Here is a 23,459-nt window from a genome sequence, read left to right as displayed (position 1 = left end):
CGCGCCGAGCGGCGCGTTGTTCAGGGACCCGACCGGTTCAGCCCAACCGTCGCAACGGCGGCACAGCCGGACGAAGCGACTCCACGTAGCGCTTCACCTTGTCCAGATCGTCCGGATCAATCGCCATAAACTCCACGCCGAAACCGGCCGGCAGCCGCGGTTTGCGCCGCGCCTCGTCGTTGTTCAGCCAGGCGACCCGCCCCTGGACCTTGATCTTCTGCTGGCAGCCCGGCAGGCTGAAGACCATCTCGATCCGTTCGTCCTGACCCAGTTGGCCGTTGACCGCCATGTACAGTCCACCGATGCTGATGTCGGCAGTGGTGCCGGTCAATTCCTCCTCGCCGCTCTGGCAGCTGATCCGGGTGGAGAAGACATAGCGCGGCTCACGGCGGTCGATGTCGGGGAGGTAGCGCCGGCCGGCCTCCAGGAACAGCCGCCGGTCGATCGGCTTGGTGATGTAACCGTCGCAGCCCGAGCGGCGGCAGAGCGCCTCGTCCTCGGGATTGCCGGCAGTGGTCACCATCACAACCGGCGTAGCCGCCAGTTCGGGATCGGCCTTGATGGCGGCACAGCATTCGGCACCACTCATCTTCGGCATGTTGAGGTCCATGAACACCAGGTCGGGCCGTTCCGCCCGCACTACTTCGAGGGCCTCTGCTCCATCCCGGGCGGTGAAAAGCCGGACCGGCGAGAAGCGGAGGTAGCTTTTCTCCAGTTCGAGCATCAGATTCACATCATCCACCAGGAGGATTTTCGGTTTCGGCATAATGCACCTTTCCTTTGTCCCGGACGGGACAACCGGTGCCGTCGTCAGGCACGGGGAAACATTCCCTACATGTATCGGCAGAATGGAAAATTTCTGTACCGGAATCTGTTCAGGCAATGATCCGGGCGAAGTCGGGCACAGACCGGACAGTCACCGGGCCGTAGCAGATGAAATCGCCATCGGCCTGGACCGGTTTGTTGCCACCAATGGTAACGGCATCGGCGGCAAAGACGGAAACGTTCGTCCCGGCCGGCCCATTCCCTCGCAGAACGTCCCAGGCCAGTTGCAGGTAATTGCGGCGGCGGGCGCCCCGAATGCAGACCACCTGAAAGCCGTCGGCAAAGACGGACGCCCCAGGCGCCAGCACCGGCCGGCCACCGTAACGGGCAGCGTTGCAGATCACCACGCTGTGACATTGGTGGGATGCACCGGCCGTGGCCACCTCCAGCAACTGGCCATCCCAGGCAGCCAGGGTACGGAACGCCGCAAGGAAGTAAGCCCCCTTGCCGAAGCGCCGCTTTTCCTCGCCGCGCACCCCCTCCACCACCTGGGCGTCGAAGCCGGAGCCGACCATCAGCGAGAAATACCGGCGCAGGCCGAATCCTTCCAGCAGACCGACCGTCAGCGGACGGCTTTCGCCCCGGACGATCCGCGCTACGGCATCGTCGACGGAACGAAGGCCCAATTCAAGCGCCAGGACATTAGCCGTGCCGAGCGGCAGCACGGCGATGGTCCCTTTCCCCGGCGTCATGCCGTTCAGGACGCCGTTCACCGTCCCGTCACCGCCGCTGGCCACCAGCAGCGGCTCTTCCTCGCGGGCGCAGACGGCCGCGGCAAAGGCAGCGGCATCGTCGGGGCCGGTGGTCAGGAGAATCTCCGGTTCCAGCCCGCCACGACGCAAGGCGGCGACGATCCGCTCGGCCCGGCGGGCCGAATAACTGCCCGAAACCGGGTTGATGATGAGCGAGCAGTGGCGGGACATGGGGACTCCTTGCAATTGACCGGGCGTGGGATAGACTGTCGTGGTGGACGGGGAGTATACCATCCCCCATCGACGGGCGGCCACATTTTTTGTCAATCGGCGCCGCCGGCCGGTCAACCGATCGGCTCCTGCCACGTTAGAATCATTACATCATCATGTCCCGGGGGATTGGCCATGCCACGCCCGGACCAGGAATGAAAGGAGAAACATCATGAGCAATCTGAAGCGACTGGCAGTACTGATTGCGGCGGCAGCCACCCTGGCGGCGACGGCGCTACCCGCGGCGGCCCAGCAGGGAATGGGGATGGGACCGGGTGCGGGGGCGGGAGCCCGCCAGGGACAGGTACAGAAGAACATCCCCGAAAGCCGGCTCGAGCGGATGGCGGTCCGCCTCAACCTTACGGCGGAGCAGAAGGAAAAGATCCTGCCGATTCTCCAGGAAGAATACAATGAGATCAAAACGATGCGCAACGACACCACCCTGACCCGCCAGCAGCGCCAGCAGAAGATGCAGGAGCTGCGCGACCGGTACCACAACCGGGTCAAGGAGCTGCTCACCCCCGCCCAGCAACAGCAGGCCGACGCCATGCGCCAGCAGGCCAGGGAACGGTGGGAACGGCGGAAACAGCCGGCCCCTCCTCAACAGTAGCCCTGCGCCGCACGCGGGAGCCTGATCGGCAGGGCTTCCGCGTGTCACCCCCTCGCCTCACCCCGTCGCCCGCCGGCCGGCAAAGAACTGTTGCGGCACCGTCCGCCGGCGGAGTATAATTCTCCCACTTCACCCCGGGTGAACACCCTCCCGCCAAGGATTGTCGTCATGCTTGCGAAAACCGGGAAAGTCCTGCTCATCGCCATTCTGCTGATTGTCGTGGTAATTGCCGGTTCTGTGGCCGTTATCCTTTTCAGCCGGCTGCACGAGATCGACACGTACAAGGAGCAGATCCTCGCCGAGGTTGAGCAGACCCTCCATCGACGGGTGACCTACGAAAAAGGGAATCTCTCCTTCAGTTTCGGTCCGGCCTTCACGTTTACCAAGGTAACGATCAAGGAACGGGACGGCCGGGCCGATTTCGCCACCGCCGACCGGCTCAGTTTCCGGATCGCCCTGCTGCCGCTGCTCGACAAGCGGGTGATCATCAAGCAACTGGTGGTAGAGCAGCCGACCATCCGCCTGAGCCGCGACCGGGACGGCCGGTTCAACATCAGCGATCTCCTGGAGGAACAGCAACAGCCACCGGCACTCAAGTTCCGCCTGAAAGGGATTCGCCTCATTGACGGGCGCATCGTCGTCACCGACCACGCCGCCGTCACCACCGGGCTGACGACGATCTTCGACCGGACCAACCTGACCATCAGCCGGCTGGTTCGAGGCCGTGAGTCTGACGTCGAACTCTCCACCACGGTGCTCGAAGGGAAGACCCGCAGCAGTGTCGCCCTGCGGGGAACGGTAACGCTGCCGCGGGCCGACAAGCCACTCACGGGGACCCACTTCGCGGTCAAGGTCCTCGCCCGGGGGATCGATACCCCGTACTACTGGCCCTACTACGCCCGGTACGTACCTTTTCAGCGGCCGGCAGGCCGGCTCGACCTCGATGCCTCGTTCAACGGCACCGGCGCCGAATTCACCTCCCACGGCGCCCTCCGGCTCGTCGGCCTCCGGTTCGCCTACCCCGAGGTTTTTCACGCCACCCTCGCCCCGCGGGAGATTCGCGCCACCTATGAACTGAGCCGCAGCGCCCGCGAGGTGGCGGTCACCGCCCTCGACTACCAGATGGATGGCCTCCATATCAAGGGGAGCTGCGCCATCAAAGACATCGGTTCCGGCGATCCGCGCATCGTCGCCCGGACAACGATTGCGCCGTTCCGGCTGGAAGAGTTCTTCCATTACATCCCCTTCGGCATCATCGCCACCGACGCCTCGCAATTCATCGAACGGAACATCAAGGGAGGACTCTTCCGGGTTGACGACGGCCGGCTCGACGGCCGGGTGAGCCAGATTCTCCACATGGAGCGGGACCAGAATTACAACGTTCTCTCCGTCCATGCCCACGCCCTTGGCGGCGCCATCGTCGACATCGGCGGCGGGGTGCCGCCGTTCAACGGCATCAAAGGCGAGCTGCTGCTGGAGGGGAAAAACTTCGTTCTCAAAGAGATGAGCGGCAAATGCGGCAACACTCCTTTCACCCTGAACGGCATGATTTCCGACTATCCCCTCGACACCCCGTCCGGCTATCCCTTCAGCGCCGTCTTTACTCCGCAGCAGTCCGAACTGGTCTGGCTGCTCGGCAAGGCGCAGGGGAGCAAACTCCATTTCTCCGGCAAATCGGTGCTTCACCTCACCGGCCAGGGGACCACCGCCGCCTATGCCCTGGCCGGCGACTGGGACCTGAAGGAGGCCGGCTACAGCCTTACCGATACCATTGCCAAGCCGGCCCAAATGGCCAATACTCTCTCCTTCAAACTTTCACTGGGCAAAGAGAAACCGACCGACGTCTCCTGCCAGTACAATCTCCCCCCCCTGGCACTGGCAGTCGCCGCCCACCGGCGTCCCGGCGGCAAGGTGCCGTTCCAGCTCGATCTGCGCTCGAATCCGTTCCAGATGGCGGCTATCGCCCCGCTCCTCCCCCGGGCCAAACCGTATGCGCCGCAGGGAATCATGCAGATCACGGCCCACGGTGAAGGAGCGACGGCCACCCCTACCGACCTCAGCTGGACCGGCTCGCTCCTGTTGAACGGCGCCGCGGTGCGGTTCACCGAACAGATGAAACCGCTGAGCAATATCACCGGCACCGTCCGCTTCAAGGGGAAATCACTGGAAACCCCCCGGCTGGCGATGCACCTGGGGCAGTCGCTTATCTACGGTCGGGGCAGCGTCACCGATTTCGACCATCCCTCCTTCAACGCCGACTTTTCCTCACCGCTCCTCGACCTGGCCGATCTGGGCATCGTCAGCGCCAAAGGACCGGTCCGGGTCCAGCGGCTGCAGGGGCATCTCGCCTACCGTGACGATACCCTGCAGATTCGGGCGCTTTCCGGCAAAATCAATGACACGGTGCTGAACCTGAAAGGGACGGTGACCGACCCCCGGACCCCGCGTCTTGACCTGACGGTTAACTCACCCCACCTCGACATCGGCGACATCCTGCTGCTGACCGAACTTGAACGGAGCGGAACTAACGGCAAGGCGCCGGCCGTCACCAGCCTGAGAGCGACAATCAATGCCGAAAGCGGCCGCTTCGCCAAGCTGGATTTCAAAAAACTGCACACCGTGGCAATGTACGAGGAGCATATCCTCTATCTGGAACCCCTCGAATTCACCGCCTACGGCGGGACGATTGCCGGGCGGGTCCGGGCCGACTTCGGCTCGAACGGCCACCCCCGCTACCAAACGAGCCTCAAGGCGGACAAGGTCGACGCCGAACAGCTAATTCAGTCCCTCGGTCTGAAAATCCACAACGAGATCGTTACCGGCACTCTCTCCCTGCAGGCTGACGTGACTGCCAAGGGGGGGACCATGGCCGAGCTGAAGAAATCACTCCTCGGCAACGTCAAACTGCAGATGGAACGAGGTAAACTGCGCAAATTCTCGACCTTGTCGAAAATCTTCTCCATTCTCAACGTCTCGCAGCTGCTCAAGTTCCAGCTGCCCGACATGGTCGCCGACGGCATGCCGTACAACAAAGTTACCGGAACCCTGGCTGTCCGGGACGGAATCGTCTCCAGCAACGATTTCTTCATCGACAGCAACGCCATGAACATCTCGGCTGTCGGCAAAATCGATCTGCCCCGGGAGGAGATCGACGCCACCATCGGTGTCCAGCCACTGCAAACCGTCGACAAGGTGGTCAACCGCATCCCGATCGTCGGCTGGATTCTGACCGGCAGGGAGAAGCATTTCATCACCACCTATTTCGAGGCGAAGGGGAAACTGACCGACCCGACCGTTACCGCTATTCCGGTCTCCTCGATCGCCCGCGGTGTATTCGACATTTTCAAACGGGTATTTCAACTGCCGGCGAAACTAATTACCGACACGGGCGAGGTAATTATCGGGAAATAGGGGCATTTTTTGCTATTGTAAATCGTTAACCACCTATGATAGGCTACCGTTTTGGTAATCAACCCACACAGGAGGATAGAGGTGAAAAAGACAGTACTGATTGCTCTTGCAGTCGCATCCCTCACCGCAGCCGGATGCAAGGAAAAACCCAAGACTCCCGAAGCTACTCCGGCGCCCCAGGCCGGCATGCCGGCCCAGATGCCACAGGGCCAAATGCCCAATGACGCAGTCCACAGCGGCGCCAACCCCCATGCCGGCATGAAGCCCCAGGAAATCCCCGCCGGTGCCGGTCACAAAGGGAAAGTAATCTCCACGATGGATGCCGCCGGTTATACCTACCTTGAAGTCGAAGAAAACGGCCAGAAACTGTGGGTTGCCGTTATGCAGACCAAGGTAAACAAGGGCGACGTGGTAGAATTCCCCGATTCTCCGCCGATGCAGAACTTCCACAGCAAGACCCTGAACCGCACCTTCGACAAGATTATTTTTGCCCCCGGCATCCGGATCGCCGGCAAGTAGCAGCTCCCCGCATTAGCGTAAAAAGAGGCGGCACCATTCGGTGTCGCCTCTTTTGTTTCACCGCCCGCCAAGCGTCCGAAACCGTTCCAGCACTTCCGAGTCACGGGGATTGAGTTCCCGCGCCCGCTCGAAAAAATGGCGTGCGCCGCCGGCATCGCCGGCCATCAGCCGCAGCTCGCCGAGGGCCAGGAAGCCGGGGAAATAACTCGGAACAATCGCCAGTACCCGCCGGAATTCCCGCTCCGCCCGGCCAATCTCGCCGGTCATCGCCAGCAGCTCGCCCAGGGCGAGGTGTCCCCACGGGTTTTCCGGCTGTCGCTTGATGAGTTCCCGGTACTCTGCTTCCGCCCCCGCAATATCGCCCTGGTCGGCGCGCCACAGCCCTGCCGCCAGGTTGGTGCCATGGCAAAAACCGAGCAATCGTCTCTGGGCCGCAAAATCAGTTCCGATAAAACGGGCGCGGCGACCGGTCCGTGCCACAGTACGGAGCAACTCCTCCGTAGCCCGCCCGACGAATGGGTCGTGCCGGACGTAAAACGCCGCCCCCTGCTCCCGTTCGAACAGGTCTCCGGCCACCTCTCCCCGCATTGCCGCCTCGGCAAAGAGCGACGTCCCCGGAAAGTAGGCCAGCGGCGCGACCTGGCCGTCATGGGGACGAACCTCGCGGATCAGCTGTTCGGTCGCCCGCAGATCGGCTTCTCCTTCGCCGGGCACGCCGGTGATCAGGTAGATTGAAAATTCGATGCCGGCACGGCGGGTCGCCCGGGCCGCCCGCCGCACCTGCTCGGGGGTAATCCCCTTGCCGAGGCGAGCAAGCACGGCCTCGGAACCCGACTCAACGCCATACTGAACACACTCGCAGCCGGCCCGCCGCATCCAGCCGAGCATTTCCTCATCGACGCAATTGACCCGCGACTGGCAGTTCCAGAGAATGTAGAGCCGCTCCGCCAGCAGCAGCTGGCAGAATTCGATTACCCGCTCTTTGCGGGCGGTGAAGGTATCGTCGCGCAGCGAAAAATAGATGAGCCCATAGTGATCCCGGATATAACGGATCTCGTCGACAATCGAGCGGGGAGAACGAAAGCGGAGCGCGCGGCCCCAGAACTGCGGTGACGAACAGAAGCGGCAGGCGGCCGGGCAGCCGCGGGAGGTGATGATGAACTCCAGTTGCCGGTGGATATCGGTTTCCCAGGCATCTGCCATGGCGGTTGCCGGACAGGGGAGCCGGTCCAGATCATCGATCGGCGGCCGCAGCGACTGTCGAATTTCGTCACCGTCGCGCCAAGCCAAGCCGGCAATGCCGGCAAAGCGCCGGTCGCCGGCAGCCAGCCGCCGTGCCAGCTCCAGAACGGTCTCCTCCCCTTCACCAAGAACAATGGCATCGACCGCCGGGTGCTGGCCGAGGATCGGCACCGCCCGGTGGGTGGCATGGGGCCCGCCGAGAATTGTCACACAATCGCGATTACACTGTTTCGCCAGGGCAGCGAGCTTGAGCGAATCGAACCGGTTGTGGGTAAATTGGGAGATGCCGAGCAGGTCCGGCCGCTCCTGTCGCAGCAGCGCCTCGATTTCCGCCCATGAAGCCCGGGAAAAATTGACCAGCCGGGAAGCGAACCCCTCCTGGCAAAGCAGTGCGTTCAGATAACCGAGGCCTGTCGGGAGCAGCGATGTGTGGGGATCGGCGGCACCGCGACGATCTGCCTTATACGCAAGAAGAATGCGCATTGCCAAACTCCCGGGCAAGCCGTTCCGCCAGCGGGAGATCCGCCGGCAACAACGCGAAGGACGTCACCAGCTCGGGAGGTGTCCAGCAGTGTCCGGCAACATCGAGCTCCTGCAGCTCCCCCGCCAGCCAGCGGCATCGGTAGGCGAGCACCAGTACCGGCCGCTCGGGATAGCGATGATAGATCACCTCGTAGATCCCTTCCACGGCGACCTCCATCCCCAGCTCTTCCCGCACCTCACGCACGATGCATTGCTCCGGATGTTCGTCGGCTTCGAGCTTGCCGCCGGGGAATTCCCACAGTAAAGGATACGGGGCGTCGGGCTTCCGCTTTGTCAGCAGAATCTTGCCTTCATGAACGATGATCGCCGCGGTGACCAGCAAGGGGTGCATTTCGACCTCAAAAAAAAATCCGGCCTTCCGGCCGGATTTCGCATAGCGGTGAACGATCCTGCCTACTTCAGCAGGCCAACATCCATCGTGTCGTTTTTCAGGATATCCTCCAGCCCTTCCTCTTCGGCACCGGCCACCAGATCATCAAGCTTCAGTACCGCCGGATTGACCTGAGCGATCCGCTTTGCGCCGATATACCGCGATCGGTAATAAGGCGTATCGATGGAGGAAATGACCACCCGCCGGTCGCGGGACGAGGCGTGGATCATCTTGTTATTGCCGAGGTAGATACCGACATGGGAGGGAAAGCGGGCGTAGGTGTGGAAGAAGATCAGATCGCCCTTCTGCAAGTCTCCGGGAGCGACAGAGTTCCCTACTTGGTATTGCTCGCGGGCGGTGCGGGGCAGATCGACATCCAACTCGCGGAACACATGCTGCACGAAACTCGAACAGTCGAGGCCGCTTCGCGAGGTGCCGCCGAAGCGGTAACGGGTACCGATGAAACTGTAGGCGGTCTTCTTCAGCTCGGTCAGGTTGTCGACCTTGAGCTGGACATTCTTGGTAAAGTCGGCCGGCTTGCCGTCCGCATCGCTCTCCACCAGATCAGCCAAGCTCTGCTCGTATTCTTTCTCGTTATACAGGTCGAGATTGTTCAGCGGCTTTTTCAGGGAAAGTTTGGCCGCCGCAGGCGCAGTCTCGGGCTCGGCTGCCCGCAAAGCAAGCACCTGCCCAACTTTTAACCGTTTTTTGCGCAAGCCGTTCAGGTGGCGCAGCTCGGCTACCGAAACGCCGGTTTTCCGGGCAATACGGGTGATTGTATCCCCTTTTTTCACCTTATACGTTGCCGCGGTCTTGAGTTGTTCGGAGTTATCTGCCGCAGAGGAAGGGGGAAGGACCAAGACGGTCCCCGGGGCGATGCGATTTTTGGCCAGGTCGTTGGCAGATTTAAGCTCACGCACGGAGACGTGATATTTCTTGGCGATGGCGGAGAGGGTTTCGTTCTTTCTTACTTTATGGGTTTTGGCCGCGTGGGCCAATGAAGGGAAGGCGCAGAGGGTGGCGAATAGGGCGATAAGGCGTATTCGTTTAATCATGCTTCCTCCTTCTTTGTTTTATTAAATGACACAAAAAGATGGAAATTTATAACAAATTGACACCCTGCTGTCAAGTTTTATTCCGGACGATGCCTGACCGAGGCGCTGACCCTGACCAGGACCGGCTCGTCGCGCAGAACCCGAAGTTGAGGTGATGGGGGTATCAAATCCAATTCAAGAATCGTGCCCTGTTTTATCTTGTCCAGATTGACCGGTTCGGTCGAAATAGTCTCGAACTGGTTGAGCAGATGCTCGGGCCCCTCGACCATCACCGTTGCCGGCTCGACCTTGAGCGCCTGTAACCGCAACCCGCCGTGCAGTCTGCCGACCGTCGTGACCTTGATCCGCAGTTCCTTCTGGGCCTTCCGGCCGATGGTGACCTTGGCGACAGCAGGGTTCATTCCCGTAACCATCACGCCAAGAGGGAGATTCAGGTCGGTATCCCGGATCGGGATACTGTTCACCCCTTCCCGCACATTGGAAAGATCCAGGTCGGCAACGACATCGAGCTGCCGTGGCGACGGGATCAGACTGGAAATGACTTTCAGCTGCACGTCGAGATTATCCGGCGAACTTTTCAGCAGCACGGCCCGGCTCGGCAGATTATGGAACTTGATCGGGACAGTAACGGTGAAAATACCCCCCTGCCGGTTGGTGATGATCAGCCAGCAAACAATGACGATCAGCGTGGTCACCAACTTGGGGATCAGATTGCGAAACAGCCGTTGGCGAATAGTGATGACCGGCTGGCTGAGCTTCTGCGGATAGAGGAGCCCTTGCAACCGTTCGATCAGCAGCTCGGCGGTGCCGACCTTCTCCAGCTCGCCGCCAAGGGCGAGCCCCACCTCGCCACGCTCCTCGGAAACGATCACGACGATGGCGTCCGAACGCTCGCTCAGGCCGATGCCGGCCCGGTGGCGGGTACCCAGATACTGGGGGAGCTCGGTTTTGCTCGACAGCGGGAGGTGGCAGGAAGCCTGGGAAATCCGGCCGTCCTTGATGACTACGGCCCCATCGTGGAGCGGCGTGCCATCCTGGAAAATGCTCTTGAGCAACTGGCCGCTCGGCAGGCTGTCGAGCCTGACGCCGTGAAGCAGATAGTCATCCAGCGTCTCCTGGCGCTGAAAAACGAGGATGGCCCCGGTTCGTTCCTTGGCCAGGGCAAAAATCGTCAGCACCAGGTCCTGAAGGTCAAGGTGGCTCCCGCCCCCCTGACTGCCGAAGAAATGCCGCAACAGGCTGATCCGGTAAAGGGCCTGACGAATTTCCGCCTGAAAAATGACGATGATCAGCACAAAGAGGGCTGTGCCGAGTTCCTGGAGAATCCAACTCGTCATGAAGAGCCCCAGGTTCTTGGTCACAAAATAGACGCCGACGAGAAAAATCATGCCGATCAGCACCTGCATGGCCCGGGTGTGCTTGAACCAGCTGTAGAGCTGATACGCCAGGAAGCTCATGATGATGATGTCGGCAATATCCTGCCAGCGGATGATCGGTAGCAACGGTTACCCCTCGGCCCGGCCGCCAGGCGGCCGGGCATACAGCAGGTTGGGAGTGCTCGGGTCGAACGGAAACGGTCAGATATTCTTTTTTCGGGCGATCGGTAGTGCCTTGCCCGGCTCGGCGGCATTTGCCTGGCTCCCACCCTTCGCCTTCCGGGGCCGGTTCAGCTCGGCCTGGAGATGGTCATAGAGGGGGGGATGGGGATTGGGGGCCGGGAACGGCGCCCGATACGCCGTGTCGGTGTAAACGTTGCGGGCATTCCACATGCAAAAGCCGGCAACACGGGCATCACGGGCCGCCCGGATCTGATCGAGAATCATCCCCTTGTCGTAGACGGCGCCGAGCTTGAAATCCTGCAACCAGGGACGCATCTTGGCCCGTTTCCCTTCCAGCCGCTTCAGTCCGCGCATGCAGCTGTCGTAAATGATCAGGTAGGGATGATCCGCCGGATTTTTCAGCCCCAGGTGGCCACGGGGGAAATGGGACGGGTAGATCATCGGGCAAATGAAGTCGACATAGTCGGCGATATCTTCGATCCGCTGGCCGATATTGAGATCGTCCTCGGCCATCACCGTCAGGCCGAAGATATCGGCGGAGACCAGGACGTTCACCGGCTTCAGCTCCCGATCCACGTACTGGAAGAAGCTCTTGATCACTTCGTGTTTCGGCACGTTCCGCCGATAGACCGGATAATTCAGCGCCCGGAGCTTGCCGTCGGTCGGGAACCGGACGTAGTCGAACTGGACTTCGTCGAAACCGCGGGCCGCCACCTCCTTGGCGATGGCGACATTGTATGCCCAGACCTCGCGGGCAGCCGGGTCGACCCAGGAAAGCCCCTTGCGATCCTTCCAGATGCCACCGCCGGCGCTCCCTACCGCCAGCCGCGGCCGGGCTTTCGCCAGTACCGGGTCCTGGAATACGGCGATCCGGGCGATCGTATGGATATGCTTGTCACGACAGTACTTGAGAATCGCGTCAAGATCGCGGATGCGGGGCTCGTAGGCACCGATCTCCGCCACCAGCGGAACCGCCGATTTGTATCCCACCTTGCCGGTACTATCCTTGACGTCGATGACGAGCGCATTCAGTTGCGACGTGGCCACCAGGTCGGCCAGAGTGTAAAAGCGCTTGACCCCGGCGGTCCAGGAGGAGAGATAGATGCCCTGCACTTCCTGGTTCAGGAGAGCTCGCTTCGCCGGTTGCTGCGGTTGCTGGAGCGGCACCGGGGCAGGCTGGACAAGCGCGGCACGCGATGCGGGCGCCGGCACCGGCGCGCCGCCCCGCGAAGAAGAGTAGTAGTAGGCGCCGGCGCCGGCAGCCACCAGGACCAGGGCGACAGCGAGAATGACAATAACGTTTTTCACAAATTCCTCCGCCCGAGAGGTTATCATCGACAGGCCTGCCGACGGCACTCCCGGGGTCCGACAAAAGTACTGGCAACGGCAACCGGTTCTATGGTACAACCGACTGGCTTCACCGAATGAGAATCAAGATTTATACCATTTTACCCGATAAAAGGACAGAAAATAAATGTATAAGCTTACGGCCAAAGGAGAGCGAATTCGGGAGATGTTCAGCGACATCGCCCCCCGCTACGACTTCCTCAACCGGCTGCTCAGCTTCGGTATCGATCGCCGCTGGCGCCGCATCGCCGTAAACTGCGTCAAATGGTCTGCCGGGGGACGGGTTCTTGACGTCGCCACCGGTACCGGCGACGTGGCGCTGGAGATCGCCCGCCAGACCCCGGCATCGGTCAAGATCGTCGGGCTCGACTTTTCGGAAGGGATGGTAACCCTCGGCCGGCAGAAGGTCGCCCAGTCCCCCTACGCCGAGCGGATCAGCCTCGACATCGCTCCCTGCGAAGCGATCCCGTTCCCCGACGGTACCTTTGACTCCGTCACTATCGCCTTCGGCATCAGGAACGTGGTCGACCGGCAGCAGGGGCTGCGTGAAATGCAGCGGATCCTGCGGCCGGGAGGCCGGGCGGTGATCCTCGAGTTCTCCAATCCCCGTTCCCGGCTGTTCAAGGCGATCTATTCCTTCTATTTTCTCCGGGTCCTGCCGGTAATCGGCGGCCTTTTTTCCCAGTTCAGCGCCTACAAGTATCTCCCCGACTCGGTGCTCGAATTCCCCTCCCAGGAGCAGTTCAAGGAACTAATGACGGCGGCCGGCTTCAGCAACACCACTCACCGCGATCTGACGTTCGGCATCGCCACCATCTATATCGGCGAAAAGGCACCGTAACCGGGGCACTTTCCTTGACATGACGCCGGCGTTTCGGTATAACACGGCCGTTGTCCATCCCCCCTGAAAGGACATCCCATGTTCGTGTTGGCCAATTTCCTCCTGGCGGTAGCCAAGATCGCCGACATCCTGCTGACCATCTACATGTACATCATCATCGCCCGGGCCATCCTCTCCTGGGTCAATCCGGACCCCTACAACCCGATCGTCAACTTCCTCTACCGGAGCACCGAACCGTTGCTGTCGCGAGTGCGCCGCATCCTGCCGGATCTCGGCGGCCTCGATCTGTCGCCGATCATCGTCCTGGTTGCCATCTACTTTCTGCAGAGCTTCATCGTCAGAACCATCTATGATCTGGCCTTCAAGATGAAACTCGGCGCCGGAGTCCTCCAATGAAAATCACCCCGCTCGATATCCAGCAGCAGCAGTTCAAGGGCAAGATGCTCGGCGGCCTCGACCCGGAAGACGTCGACGCCTTTCTCCAGATGGTCGCCCAGGAGATGGAAAATCTGGTCCGGGAAAACACCGAGCTGAAAGAACAGGCGAAGAAGGCGACCGCCGATCTCGAACAACTGGCCCAGCAGGAGAAAAACCTCCGCGAAACGATGCTCGCCGCCCAGCGGATTACCGAAGAGATGAAGGCCAACGCCCAGAAGGAAGCATCGCTGCTCATTTCCGAGGCCGAGATGAAGGGCGAGAAGATTCTGGCCGACGCCGAGCGGCGGCTCGCCCAGCTGAACGACCAGATTCAGGAACTGCGCCGGCAGAAGCTTCAGTTCGAGAGCTCCTTCAAGTCGCTGCTCGACACCCACTACAAAATGCTCGCCCTCGATGATGAGTGACCCGGCATTCCAGGGGCTGAACGTTTCGGCCACTGCCGACGGAGTGATCCTTCCCGTCCATGTCCAGCCCCGGGCCGCGAAGAACGAAATCTGCGGCGTCCAGGGCAACGAACTGAAGCTGCGGCTGACCTCCCCGCCGGTCGAGGGAGAGGCGAACAAGCTCTGTATCGAATTCCTCGCCAAGAAACTCCGTATCGCCAAATCCTGCATCAACATTATCGGCGGTGAAAAATCCCGGCACAAGCTCCTGGCTATCTCGGGCATTTCCCCCGCCGACCTGCTTCCTCTGCTTGCAAAGTGACCGTCGCCCGGCGGCGCAGGGGTTGACAAACCCGCTTCCTACTCACTATTATGTCTGGATGAACAGCAAGTGCAGGAGGTAGAATCAGATGCCACTCTACGAGTATCAGTGCGAGAAGTGCGGTAACCGTTTCGAGTTGCGCCAGAAGTTTTCCGACGAGCCGGCCAAGGAGTGCCCCGCCTGCGGTGGCCCGGTAACGAAGCTCATCTCCCAGAGCGGTTTTGCCCTCAAGGGAGGCGGTTGGTACGCCGAAGGCTACAACGGCAACAGCAAGAAGTCCGATGCGCCGGCTTGCCCTTCCGGCGGCAAGTGCGCCGGCTGCCCGTCCGCGGCATAGTCCGGCCGCGACGGCAAGCCTTTACCGTAACCGTCTCCTTCCGTACCATTCCGGAACCTATCCAACCGAGCCGCGCCACGGGCTGCGGCACGACGCAAAGGAGCCGCAGCATGTCGAAGCTTATCGACGGAAAGGCCATTGCCGCCAAGATTCGGGCGGAGATTGCCGCCGGGGTGACAACGTTACGCGCTACCGGAGTAACGCCCGGCCTCGCCGTGGTACTGGTCGGCGATGATCCCGCCAGCCAGGTCTATGTCAGCATGAAAGAGAAGGCCTGCCGCGACGTCGGCATATTCTCCGACGAGTACAAACTCCCGGCCGAGACGAGCGAAGCGGAGCTCCTGGCCCTCATCGACCAGCTCAATCACGATCCGAAAATCCACGGTATCCTCGTCCAGCTCCCCCTTCCGAAGCAGATCGACGCCGACAAGGTCCTGGAAGCAATTTCGCCGCTGAAGGACGCCGATGGCTTTCATCCCTACAACGTCGGCCGGCTGGCAATCGGCAAACCGACCTTTCGCCCCTGCACCCCCTACGGCGTAATGGTCATGCTCCAGGAAACAGGGCTCGACCTGGCCGGCAAAGAGGTGGTCGTGGTCGGCCGCTCCAACATCGTCGGCAAGCCGGTGGCCCTGATGTGCCTGCAGCAGAATGCCACGGTAACCATTTGCCACTCGAAGACCCGCGACCTGGCCGCCAAGGTCAGGGCAGCCGACGTGGTGATCGCCGCCGTCGGCCGGCCGGAAATGATCAAAGGCGACTGGATCAAGGAGGGGGCAGTCGTCATCGATGTCGGCGTCAACCGGGTCGGCGAGAAGAAACTGGTCGGCGACGTGGAGTTCGCCGCCGCCGCCGAACGGGCCGCCGCCATCACCCCGGTTCCCGGGGGGGTCGGCCCGATGACCATCACCATGCTCCTCTACAACACCCTCGAAGCGGCGAAGCGGTTCGCGAGCCGGGCCACGGCTTGATCCGTCGCTGGGGTCGGGAGCGCCAATGATCGTCAGCAAGCAGAAACCGTTCGCCGAAATCCTTGCCGCACTGGGCGAGGCCGGCCGGATCTTCCTGGTCGGTTGCGCCAAATGCGCCACCGTCTGCAAGGCTGGCGGCGAAGAACAGATCTGGCAGATGCAGGAACTTCTCGCCGCCGCCGGCAAAGAGGTAACCGGCTCCATCGTCATCGACGAGGCCTGCCACCTGCTCCGCGTCCAGCGTGACCTGCGCGGCAAGGGAGAGCCAGTACGGCATGCCGAAGCACTGCTGGTGCTCGCCTGCGGCGCCGGGGTCCAGTCGGTATCGGCTGCCGTTGAGCAGCGGACGGTGGCCGGCCTCGACACCCTGTTTCTCGGTAACATCCGCCGTTTCGGCCATTTCGAACAGCGCTGCTCGCTCTGCGGCGAATGTCTCCTCAACGAAACCGCCGGCATCTGCCCGGTCACCGTCTGCCCGAAAGGGATGCTCAACGGTCCCTGCGGCGGGATGGACGAGGGGAAATGCGAAGTGAACGCCGAGGCCGAATGCGTCTGGTCCCAGATTTACAGCCGGCTCAAAGCCCGCGGTGAATTCGCCCCCCTGATCCGCACAACTCCCGCCAAGGACTTCTCGAAGATGCGTAAGCCGGGAAGCCTCAAACTGGAAAGGTGAGCACACCGTCATGCCGACTCACCTGCAAACCCTGCTCGATGCCGGCCGCTTCGTAGTCACCGCCGAAATCAGCCCCCCGAAAGGGAGCGATTGCACCGCCTTTCTCGCCACCGCCAACGATTTACGAGGGACGATCGACGCCATCAACGTCACCGACAACCAGGGGGCCAACATGCGCATTTCCCCCCTCGCTCCGGCAGCACTGCTGGTCCGGGAGGGGATCGAGCCAATCCTCCAGCTCACCTGCCGGGACCGGAACCGGCTGGCACTGCAGAGCGAGCTGCTGGCGGCAGCCGCCCTCGGCATCTCGAATATCCTCGCCTTGAGCGGCGACTACATCTCGTTCGGCGACCACCCGGGGGCAAAGCCGGTTTTCGATCTCGACTCGGTACAGCTGCTGGAGGCACTTGCCACCCTGAACGGCGGCCACGATCTCGGCGGCGCCACCTTGAGCGGCGTCCCGGCCTTTTTTGCCGGCGCGGCCGCCGCTCCGGAGGCGGAACCCTTCGAGCTGACCATGAACAAGCTTTCCCGCAAGGCCACGGCCGGAGCCCGTTTTTTCCAGACACAGGCGGTCTTCTCCCCGGAACGGTTCGCCCGCTTTGCTGAGGCTGTCCGGCCGCTCGGCGTCAAGGTGATTGCCGGCGTGCTCCTCCTCAAGTCGGCCGGCATGGCCCGCTACGTCACCGCCAATATTCCCGGTCTCAAAGTCCCGCCGGAACTGATCGCCGAGCTGGAAGGCTCGCCGGACCAGCTCCGCCAGGGCGTGGCGATCGCCCGACGGCAGATTGCCGCGCTTCGCCCCCTCTGCGACGGGATTCACCTGATGGCGATGGGGAAAGAAGAACTGTTGCCCGAGATGCTTGCCGGCCTCGACCGTTGACCAATCATCACCGACGATCCGTTCGGAAAGGAGTCTGAACATGCAGGTAAAGAAAGCGGTTTTCCCGGTCGCCGGGCTCGGCACCCGGTTTCTCCCCGCCACCAAGGCCTCTCCCAAGGAGATGCTGCCGCTGATCGACAAGCCGCTCGTCCAGTACGTCGTCGAAGAGGCGGTCGCCGCCGGCATCGAGCAGATCCTCTTCGTCACCGGCCGGGGGAAACGGGCGATCGAAGACCACTTCGACATCTCCTTCGAGCTGGAGGCGCTCCTGCAGGAGAAAGGGAAAGACGATGTACTGCGGGAAGTGCGGGACATCGCCGAAATGGTAAACATCTTCTATGTCCGGCAGAAACAGGCGATGGGGCTCGGCCACGCAATTCTCTGCGCCCGCGAGTTTATCGGCGACGAACCGTTCGCCGTCCTCCTCGGCGATGACATCATCGATGCCCCCCAGCCCTGTCTGGCCCAACTCCTCGACGTCCATCGCAAATACCGGGGGTCGGTCCTCGCCCTGGAGAAGGTCCCGCGGGAAAACATCTCCTCCTACGGCTGCGTCAAGGCGAACATGATCACCGACAGGGTCTTCGAAGTCACCGATCTGGTGGAAAAGCCGGCGCCCGAAGAAGCGCCGTCCGATATGGCGATCATCGGCCGCTATGTCCTGACGCCGGACATCTTTCCGATCCTGGAACGGCAACAGCCGGGCAAGGGGGGGGAAATCCAGCTTACCGATGCCCTGCTCAAGCTTTCCCGGGAAGAAGCGATCTATGGCTGTCTGTTCGCCGGCCAGCGCCACGACTGCGGCGACAAGCTCGGCTTTCTCAAGGCGACGGTGGATATGGCACTGAAGCGGGAGGAGTTCAACGGCGAGTTTGCGGCCTATCTCCGGCAGCGGCTCGGCATGGAGCAGCCCTAGCCGCTCAGTGGAGGGAGCGGCTGGCGCCGCGGACAATCCCGTACTGGAAGAAGGCGATCAGGTTGAACGTATCTTTGCGGTAACCGCGGGGAAAAGGACCGACCGGACCGACGAGACGGAGCGTCCGCTCCACTTCGCTATCTAGAATCCTGCTTCCCGACCCCTGGAGGATCTCGTACTTTTTTATCTCACCCTTGCTGTTGAAGGTAATCTTCACCGGCACCACCCCTTCGATCCCCAACTGGGCGGCCTCGGCAGGATAGCGCCAGATGCCGTACACCGAATTCTCGAACCGGCGCAGGAACGAGCCGAACTGGATGTCGTCGGTATCGAGAAACTTGGTTTCCCCTTCCGCCACTTCGGAACTGTACTTTTTGCGATAACTGTCCTCAAGCTTCGCCATCCGCTCCGCCCCGGGCATCAACTGGGCGAGGTCCGGGCCGCGCTGGGCCCGCGGCCGGAGTACTCCGCCGCCTTCCGGCGCCTCCCGGACCGGGATTTCCCCGGGGACGGCGGGCGCCGAAGGTTTTCCCCCCTGCTCCGCCCGGGACGCTGACTGCGGCGCCGGCCGCGGCGTCGTCGGGGCGGTCGGCCGGGGTGCGGGGCGCGCCACGGGCGGCAGCGAGGCGAGCCGATCCCGCTCTGCCGTCCCTTTCGGCGCCATTTCGCGCGGCACCCGCTGGTAGCGGGCGGCCTGGCGTTTCGCTTCGGTTTCGTTGTGCGGAGGTTGCGGAGCGTGCTGCAGCTCGGGAAGGTTTTCCAGGTCGACCATGATCGGCGCCGGCTGGGTGACCGGCTTCTTTTCCGGCAGGGAAGCGATCAAGGCGAACAGTCCGACATGGAGCAGCAGCGACAGGGCAAGAAGATAGAGAAAGTTTTTTTCGACGTAATTATCGGACATCAGGCTCTCTGCCGGGATCGATCATCGGGATCATTGTACGGCGGGGCGACGGAAAAAGCAATCGCTCAGGCCGCCAGAGCCTGGAAAAGCACCGCGGCGCCAAACAACAGGAAGAGCCCGCCGGCCAGCCGGTTCATGGTGGTCAGGGAAACGAAACGGGTCAGCTGCCGGCCGACAAAGATGCCGACGAGCGACACCGACCAGAGCGCCAGGGTCGAGGCGGAAAACACTGCCAGCGGGGCATCGTGCTGGGCCGCCAGGCTGGTGGTGACCAGTTGGGTCTTGTCGCCCAGCTCGGCCAGGAGGATCATCAGAAACGAGGTAAGGACCGGGCCGCGGGCCGAAGCCCTTCTCGCCGTCTCTTCCCCGTCGTCCCCCTTCGCCCGGAGCGAGGAGATGCCGAAAAAGAGAAAGAGCAGCCCCGACACGATCTTGATCCAAAAGAGCGGAATGACGGCAAACAGCAGGGAACCGAGCAGGACTGCCGCGACGTTCAGCAGGGCAAAAGCGGCGGCAATGCCAAAGAAGACCTTTTTCCAGGGGTAGCGGGTCGCCAGGGCCATGGCGGTCAACTGGGTCTTGTCGCCCAGCTCCGCCAGGAAGATAATGCCGAATGTCGTAGCAAAAACCGCCGAATCCATGGAACCTCCGGGAGATAACTATCGGCTGATGGTAAAAGATTCGCCGGCAAAAAGCAAGGGAGTGCCCCCTCCCACGCACCGCGGCGAAAAGCTGTTGACGGAAGGCAGCGCTTCGATTACTATTGTTCTCGATTAAAGGGGAGTAGCAATCGGCCGGCGACATGGCCGACCCTCGGCCCGTCAAGACGGTGGCAACACCCGGGCCAGGGGCTTACGAACGCTTCGAAGCATGCAAGACCTTTATCCAAGACAGCATCCAGGCTGCCGCGGGTAAAGGTCTTTTTATTTGCCCCGGCGGCAGATCAGCCCGCGCCGCAACGGCGCGGCACTCAACCGGAGGTAACGCATCATGATCAACCGTTTTAAAACCACTTTGCTCCTCACCCTTCTCACCCTGCTGCTGGTGACGATGGGCAGCGCCATCGGCGGCAGGACCGGCATGGTCTTCGCCTTCTTCATGGCCTGTGCGATGAACTTTTTCTCCTACTGGTTCTCGGACAAGATCGTCCTGGCGATGTACGGTGCCCGGGAGATCGACGAAGCGGCCAACCCCGCCTTCTACGGCCTGGTCCGTCGGCTGGCCCTCCAGGCCGGGCTGCCAATGCCCCGGGTCTACATCATCCCCACCGACAGCCCCAACGCCTTCGCCACCGGCCGCAATCCGGCCCACGCCGCAGTTGCCGCCACCGAGGGCATCCTGCGGCTGCTCTCCCCGGACGAACTGGAAGGGGTGATGGCTCACGAACTCGCCCACGTCAAGAACCGCGACATCCTCGTCTCCACCATCGCCGCCACCTTCGCCGGCGCCATTTCGATGCTCGGCAACATGCTCCAGTGGGCAGCCATTTTCGGCACCGGGCGCCGTGACGACGACGAGGGGGCCGGTGGCCTGATCGGCGGCCTCGCCATGGCAATCGTTGCGCCGCTGGTCGCAATGCTGATCCAGCTGGCGGTTTCCCGCTCGCGCGAGTACCTGGCGGACGAGTCGGGAGCGGCTATCTGCGGCAATCCGCTGGCCCTGGCCGGCGCCCTGCGAAAACTGCACAGCGCCTCCCGGATGATCCCGCTGCAGGGGGCCTCGCCGGCTTCGGCCCACCTGTTCATCGTTAACCCACTGACCGGCGGCACGCTGCGGCAGCTCTTCTCCACCCACCCGCCGATGGAAGAGCGCATCGCCCGTCTCGAGGCAATAGCGCACCGGCCGCGCTAGATCGGAGCAACAGACCATGACCGTGCAATCCGGCATGTGGCTCGGCTTTGCCGCAATCATCCTGGTGATGTTCGTCGTCGACCTGGGGATTTTCAGCCGCAGGAGCCACGAGATCAAATTTCGCGAAGCGCTGACCTGGACCCTCGTCTGGGTCTCCCTGGCCCTCATCTTCAACGTCTGGATCTACCGGGAGATGGGACAGGTCAAGGCAATGGAGTTCTTCACCGGCTACCTGATCGAGCAGTCGCTGTCGGTGGACAACCTCTTCGTCTTCATCATGATCTTCGCCTACTTCCACATCAGCAAGGCCCATCAGCCGAAGATCCTCAAATGGGGGATCCTCGGCGCACTGGCGATGCGGGGGCTGTTCATCATCACCGGCATCGAGCTGATCGAGCGCTTCCACTGGATGATCTACGTTTTCGGCGGCATCCTGATCTTTACCGGCGGCAAGATGGCGTTCGGCGGCGACGAGCAGATCGAGCCGGAGAAGAACCTGCTGGTGCGGCTGGTCCGCAAGTTCGTGCCGATCACCAAGCGGGTCCGCGACGACCGCTTTTTCATCAACAAAGGGGGGATCCTGGCGGCGACCCCCCTCTTCCTCACCCTGGTCGTCGTCGAATCGAGCGACGTGATCTTTGCCGCCGATTCGATCCCGGCGGTGCTGGCGGTGACCCACGATCCGTTCATCGTTTACACGTCCAACGTCTTCGCCATCATGGGCCTCCGCTCGCTCTACTACCTGCTGGCGAACGTCATGGAAATGTTCGTCTATCTCAAGCTGGGGGTCTCCTTCATTCTCGCCTACGTGGGAGTCAAGATGCTTCTCGCCGACCTCTACCCCATCCCCATCGTCTTTTCCCTCGGGACGATCATCGGCGTGCTGGTAATCTCGGTGCTCGCCTCGATCACCATCGGCAATCGCCGACAGCGGGCGGCCAAGGGGCGGTAGGCAGGGTAAGCGACGGTTGTGGCAGGGATGAGATCCGGGCGGGGGAGTGGGATGGCGGCGTGCCGACGGAGGGCTCCCGGGGAGCTCCGCCGGTGACAGCGGGGGCTAGGCCTCTTCTTCGACCGGCGGTTCTTCGTCGCCGTTGCCGTGCGGTTCCTTTTCGATGATCCGTACCCTGACGACGGCGGTGGTCTTCACTTCTTCGCAGACGAGAAGAAAACGATCCCATTCGATCGTCTCGCCCTTTTCGGGGAAACGGCCGAGCCGGTCAAGAATCAGTCCCGCCAGGGTGTCGTAGGGGATATCCCCTTCAAGCTTGATTTTGAGCAATTCAGCCAGATCGCCGATCGAAATCAGCGCATCGACCAGCAGACTACCGTCGGGAAGCCGCTGGACGGTGCGCGGTTCGCCGATGTCGTGCTCGTCCTCGATCTCGCCGACCAGTTCCTCCAGCAGGTCCTCGGTGGTGACGAGGCCGCTGATCCCGCCGTACTCGTCGACCACCAACGCCATGTGAATCCGCTTCCGCTGCATCTCCTTGAGCAGTTCGTTCACCTTCTTCCCTTCCGGTACATAGAAAGGGGGACGGACTATCGACTCAAGGGCGAAATCCGGCTCGGTGACCATCCGGCCGAGCAGGTCCTTGCCGTGGATGAACCCGGCGACGTTCTCGATGCTGCCGCGGTAAACCGGATAGCGGGAGTACATGTTGTCGAGGACGGTCTGGACCAGTTCCTGGCGCGGATGTTCCAGGTCGAGAGCAACGACCCGGGTCCGCGGCACCATCACCTCGCGGACGCAGGTCCGGGTAAAATCGAAGATATTGCGGATGAATTCTTCCTCAGCGGCGCTGACCACCCCCGCTTCATGCCCCTCGGTGACGATATGCTTGACGTCTTCCCGGGTAATGAAATCCTGCCCCCCCTCCGCCTTGACCCGCAATATCGCCAGGACGGTTTTGCTGGAAATGGTCAGGAAACCGACGAGCACCCCGCCCGCCCGGGCCATGAAATTGATCGACTTCGCCACCCGGAGGGCCATGGTATCGGCATACTGAAGGGCGATCGTTTTCGGCACCAGCTCGCCGAAGACGAGCGAAAGATAGGAGATGAGCACGACGACGATGCCGATCGCCAGGGGGTCGGCGGCATGCTGGACAAATTCGTTCGGGACGGAATGGAGAAGCGGGGTGACGTAGCGGATGGCCGCGGCACCACCCACCGCCGAAGCAAGGGAACCGACCAACGTCACGCCGACCTGCACCGTCGCAAGGAAGCGGTGGGGATCGTCCTGCAGCCGTTCGACGATTTTCGCCTTGGCATTACCCTCCGCCGCCAGGTGGGCGATACGGCTCCGGCGGGCGGAGATGATGGCAAGCTCGGACCCGGCGAAGAACCCATTCCCGAGGATGAGAAGAAAGATCACGGCAAACTCGCCTAAAACGGACTCCAAGCGCTACCTCCATCAGATCAGCATAAAACATGGACATTACATGGGTGCCGGGCACCGTGTGAATAGTATCACATTTTTCGCCGAGGGGAATCCCGA

General features: G+C 61.9%; 24 protein-coding genes. 14 read left to right on the top strand and 10 right to left on the bottom strand.

Features of this window, described 5'->3' with window-relative positions; genetic code table 11:
- Positions 1–37: 37 nt before the first annotated feature.
- Positions 38–766: a response regulator gene (locus tag QMN23_RS05995; protein ID WP_282002584.1), complete on the bottom strand. Its 729-nt coding sequence runs from the start codon at positions 764–766 to the stop codon at positions 38–40.
- A gap of 109 nt (positions 767–875) precedes the next feature.
- Entirely contained in the window at positions 876–1,748 is an 873-nt protein-coding gene (locus QMN23_RS05990; protein WP_282002582.1) for a diacylglycerol/lipid kinase family protein, read from the bottom strand.
- A 211-nt stretch (positions 1,749–1,959) separates the two neighbouring features.
- On the opposite strand from QMN23_RS05990, the gene QMN23_RS05985 reads away from it, so the two are divergent.
- From QMN23_RS05985 to QMN23_RS05975, 3 genes are all read left to right on the top strand, one after another.
- Positions 1,960–2,397, top strand: a complete 438-nt coding sequence (locus tag QMN23_RS05985; protein WP_282002581.1) for a hypothetical protein — start codon at positions 1,960–1,962, stop codon at positions 2,395–2,397.
- Between the two features lie 168 nt (positions 2,398–2,565).
- The gene (locus QMN23_RS05980; protein ID WP_282002579.1) at positions 2,566–5,808 is read left to right on the top strand and encodes an AsmA family protein; all 3,243 of its coding nucleotides are present in this window, start codon (positions 2,566–2,568) and stop codon (positions 5,806–5,808) included.
- Between the two features lie 81 nt (positions 5,809–5,889).
- Positions 5,890–6,327: a hypothetical protein gene (locus QMN23_RS05975; protein WP_282002578.1), complete on the top strand. Its 438-nt coding sequence runs from the start codon at positions 5,890–5,892 to the stop codon at positions 6,325–6,327.
- A 57-nt stretch (positions 6,328–6,384) separates the two neighbouring features.
- On the opposite strand, the gene QMN23_RS05970 is transcribed toward QMN23_RS05975, so the two are convergent.
- The 5 genes from QMN23_RS05970 to QMN23_RS05950 form a co-directional block, all read right to left on the bottom strand.
- The gene (locus QMN23_RS05970) at positions 6,385–8,052 is read right to left on the bottom strand and encodes a B12-binding domain-containing radical SAM protein (protein WP_282002577.1); all 1,668 of its coding nucleotides are present in this window, start codon (positions 8,050–8,052) and stop codon (positions 6,385–6,387) included.
- On the bottom strand, positions 8,030–8,443 hold the full coding sequence (locus tag QMN23_RS05965) for a (deoxy)nucleoside triphosphate pyrophosphohydrolase (protein ID WP_282002576.1): 414 nt from the start codon (positions 8,441–8,443) through the stop codon (positions 8,030–8,032). The genes QMN23_RS05970 and QMN23_RS05965 overlap by 23 nt, the downstream gene beginning before the upstream one ends.
- A 62-nt stretch (positions 8,444–8,505) precedes the next feature.
- The gene (locus QMN23_RS05960) at positions 8,506–9,537 is read right to left on the bottom strand and encodes a C40 family peptidase (RefSeq protein WP_282002575.1); all 1,032 of its coding nucleotides are present in this window, start codon (positions 9,535–9,537) and stop codon (positions 8,506–8,508) included.
- 77 nt (positions 9,538–9,614) lie between these two features.
- On the bottom strand, positions 9,615–11,039 hold the full coding sequence (gene cdaA, locus QMN23_RS05955) for a diadenylate cyclase CdaA (protein WP_282002574.1): 1,425 nt from the start codon (positions 11,037–11,039) through the stop codon (positions 9,615–9,617).
- Between the two features lie 75 nt (positions 11,040–11,114).
- Positions 11,115–12,404: a putative glycoside hydrolase gene (locus QMN23_RS05950; RefSeq protein ID WP_282002572.1), complete on the bottom strand. Its 1,290-nt coding sequence runs from the start codon at positions 12,402–12,404 to the stop codon at positions 11,115–11,117.
- A gap of 166 nt (positions 12,405–12,570) precedes the next feature.
- Here QMN23_RS05950 and ubiE point away from each other — a divergent pair, with 166 nt between their 5' ends.
- From ubiE to galU, 9 genes are all read left to right on the top strand, one after another.
- Entirely contained in the window at positions 12,571–13,284 is a 714-nt protein-coding gene (gene ubiE, locus QMN23_RS05945) for a bifunctional demethylmenaquinone methyltransferase/2-methoxy-6-polyprenyl-1,4-benzoquinol methylase UbiE (RefSeq protein ID WP_282002571.1), read from the top strand.
- A gap of 78 nt (positions 13,285–13,362) precedes the next feature.
- Positions 13,363–13,680 (top strand): YggT family protein, encoded by a 318-nt coding sequence (locus QMN23_RS05940; protein WP_282002569.1) that lies wholly within the window; start codon positions 13,363–13,365, stop codon positions 13,678–13,680.
- Entirely contained in the window at positions 13,677–14,126 is a 450-nt protein-coding gene (locus tag QMN23_RS05935; RefSeq protein ID WP_282002568.1) for a DivIVA domain-containing protein, read from the top strand. Before QMN23_RS05940 ends, QMN23_RS05935 begins: the two co-directional genes overlap by 4 nt.
- Positions 14,116–14,427 (top strand): DUF167 domain-containing protein, encoded by a 312-nt coding sequence (locus QMN23_RS05930; RefSeq protein ID WP_432613097.1) that lies wholly within the window; start codon positions 14,116–14,118, stop codon positions 14,425–14,427. The genes QMN23_RS05935 and QMN23_RS05930 overlap by 11 nt, the downstream gene beginning before the upstream one ends.
- An 88-nt stretch (positions 14,428–14,515) precedes the next feature.
- Entirely contained in the window at positions 14,516–14,764 is a 249-nt protein-coding gene (locus QMN23_RS05925; RefSeq protein ID WP_282002566.1) for an FmdB family zinc ribbon protein, read from the top strand.
- 110 nt (positions 14,765–14,874) lie between these two features.
- Complete coding sequence (folD, locus tag QMN23_RS05920) at positions 14,875–15,735, top strand: bifunctional methylenetetrahydrofolate dehydrogenase/methenyltetrahydrofolate cyclohydrolase FolD (protein ID WP_282002565.1); 861 nt, start codon at positions 14,875–14,877, stop codon at positions 15,733–15,735.
- A gap of 25 nt (positions 15,736–15,760) precedes the next feature.
- Positions 15,761–16,408, top strand: coding sequence for a methylenetetrahydrofolate reductase C-terminal domain-containing protein (locus tag QMN23_RS05915; protein ID WP_282002564.1), 648 nt, complete (start codon positions 15,761–15,763; stop codon positions 16,406–16,408).
- Positions 16,409–16,418: 10 nt separating this feature from the next.
- Positions 16,419–17,291 carry a methylenetetrahydrofolate reductase gene (locus tag QMN23_RS05910; RefSeq protein ID WP_282002562.1) on the top strand — a complete coding sequence of 291 codons (873 nt, stop codon included), beginning with the start codon at positions 16,419–16,421 and terminating at the stop codon, positions 17,289–17,291.
- Between the two features lie 40 nt (positions 17,292–17,331).
- Positions 17,332–18,207, top strand: coding sequence for a UTP--glucose-1-phosphate uridylyltransferase GalU (gene galU, locus QMN23_RS05905; protein WP_282002560.1), 876 nt, complete (start codon positions 17,332–17,334; stop codon positions 18,205–18,207).
- A gap of 4 nt (positions 18,208–18,211) precedes the next feature.
- Here galU and QMN23_RS05900 read toward each other — a convergent pair whose 3' ends face one another.
- Both QMN23_RS05900 and QMN23_RS05895 read right to left on the bottom strand, forming a co-directional pair.
- Positions 18,212–19,108 (bottom strand): energy transducer TonB, encoded by an 897-nt coding sequence (locus QMN23_RS05900; protein WP_282002559.1) that lies wholly within the window; start codon positions 19,106–19,108, stop codon positions 18,212–18,214.
- A 65-nt stretch (positions 19,109–19,173) separates the two neighbouring features.
- Positions 19,174–19,749: a TMEM165/GDT1 family protein gene (locus QMN23_RS05895; RefSeq protein ID WP_282002558.1), complete on the bottom strand. Its 576-nt coding sequence runs from the start codon at positions 19,747–19,749 to the stop codon at positions 19,174–19,176.
- Between the two features lie 352 nt (positions 19,750–20,101).
- Here QMN23_RS05895 and htpX point away from each other — a divergent pair, with 352 nt between their 5' ends.
- Positions 20,102–20,959 carry a zinc metalloprotease HtpX gene (htpX, locus tag QMN23_RS05890; RefSeq protein WP_282003818.1) on the top strand — a complete coding sequence of 286 codons (858 nt, stop codon included), beginning with the start codon at positions 20,102–20,104 and terminating at the stop codon, positions 20,957–20,959.
- A 16-nt stretch (positions 20,960–20,975) separates the two neighbouring features.
- Positions 20,976–21,911, top strand: a complete 936-nt coding sequence (locus QMN23_RS05885; protein ID WP_282002557.1) for a TerC family protein — start codon at positions 20,976–20,978, stop codon at positions 21,909–21,911.
- Positions 21,912–22,016: 105 nt separating this feature from the next.
- Here the strand turns inward: QMN23_RS05885 and QMN23_RS05880 are convergent, their stop codons facing one another.
- On the bottom strand, positions 22,017–23,363 hold the full coding sequence (locus QMN23_RS05880) for a hemolysin family protein (protein ID WP_282002556.1): 1,347 nt from the start codon (positions 23,361–23,363) through the stop codon (positions 22,017–22,019).
- Positions 23,364–23,459 lie beyond the last annotated feature (96 nt).

Origin of the sequence: Geotalea uraniireducens (assembly GCF_027943965.1) — a bacterium.
Lineage (GTDB): Bacteria > Desulfobacterota > Desulfuromonadia > Geobacterales > Geobacteraceae > Geobacter > Geobacter uraniireducens.
This window is presented reverse-complemented; position numbering and strand designations above follow the sequence as displayed.